Here is a 516-nt window from a genome sequence, read left to right on the forward strand (position 1 = left end):
GCTTTTCTCGGCACATGGCTCACACGCTTCACTACTTTATTTCGCTCCACATCACGTCTTCGGATTATACGACGGATTTGCCTATCGTACACCTACCTCGCTTGTACCGGTCTTTCCATTCCCGGCCCGTGCTTTCCACATGCGTCCCTACAGTTCTGATAATACGTGGTACAGGAATCTAAACCTGTTATCCATCGCTTACGTCTTGCGACCTGTGCTTAGGCCCCGACTTACCCAGAGCAGATCAGCTTTACTCTGGAAACCTTAGATATTCGGCCGAAAGGATTCCCACCTTTCTCTCGCTACTCATTCCGGCATTCTCTCTTCTTATCCCTCCACTGCTCCTTTCGGTACAGCTTCGTCGGTTTTAAGAATGCTCCTCTACCACTCCTTGCGGAGTCCACAGCTTCGGTGTCGTGTTTCAGCCCCGGACATTTTCGGCGCAGGAACTCTCGACTAGTGAGCTGTTACGCACTCTTTGAATGTATGGCTGCTTCTGAGCCAACATCCTAGTTG

At 50.6% G+C, this 516-nt stretch carries 1 rRNA gene; it reads right to left on the bottom strand.

The features are described from left to right. Positions 1-516, bottom strand: a 23S ribosomal RNA gene (locus ACTQ1L_RS15260); the annotation flags it as partial.

It is taken from the genome of Agathobacter sp. LCP21S3_B2 (genome assembly GCF_052118705.1).
GTDB lineage: Bacteria > Bacillota > Clostridia > Lachnospirales > Lachnospiraceae > Roseburia.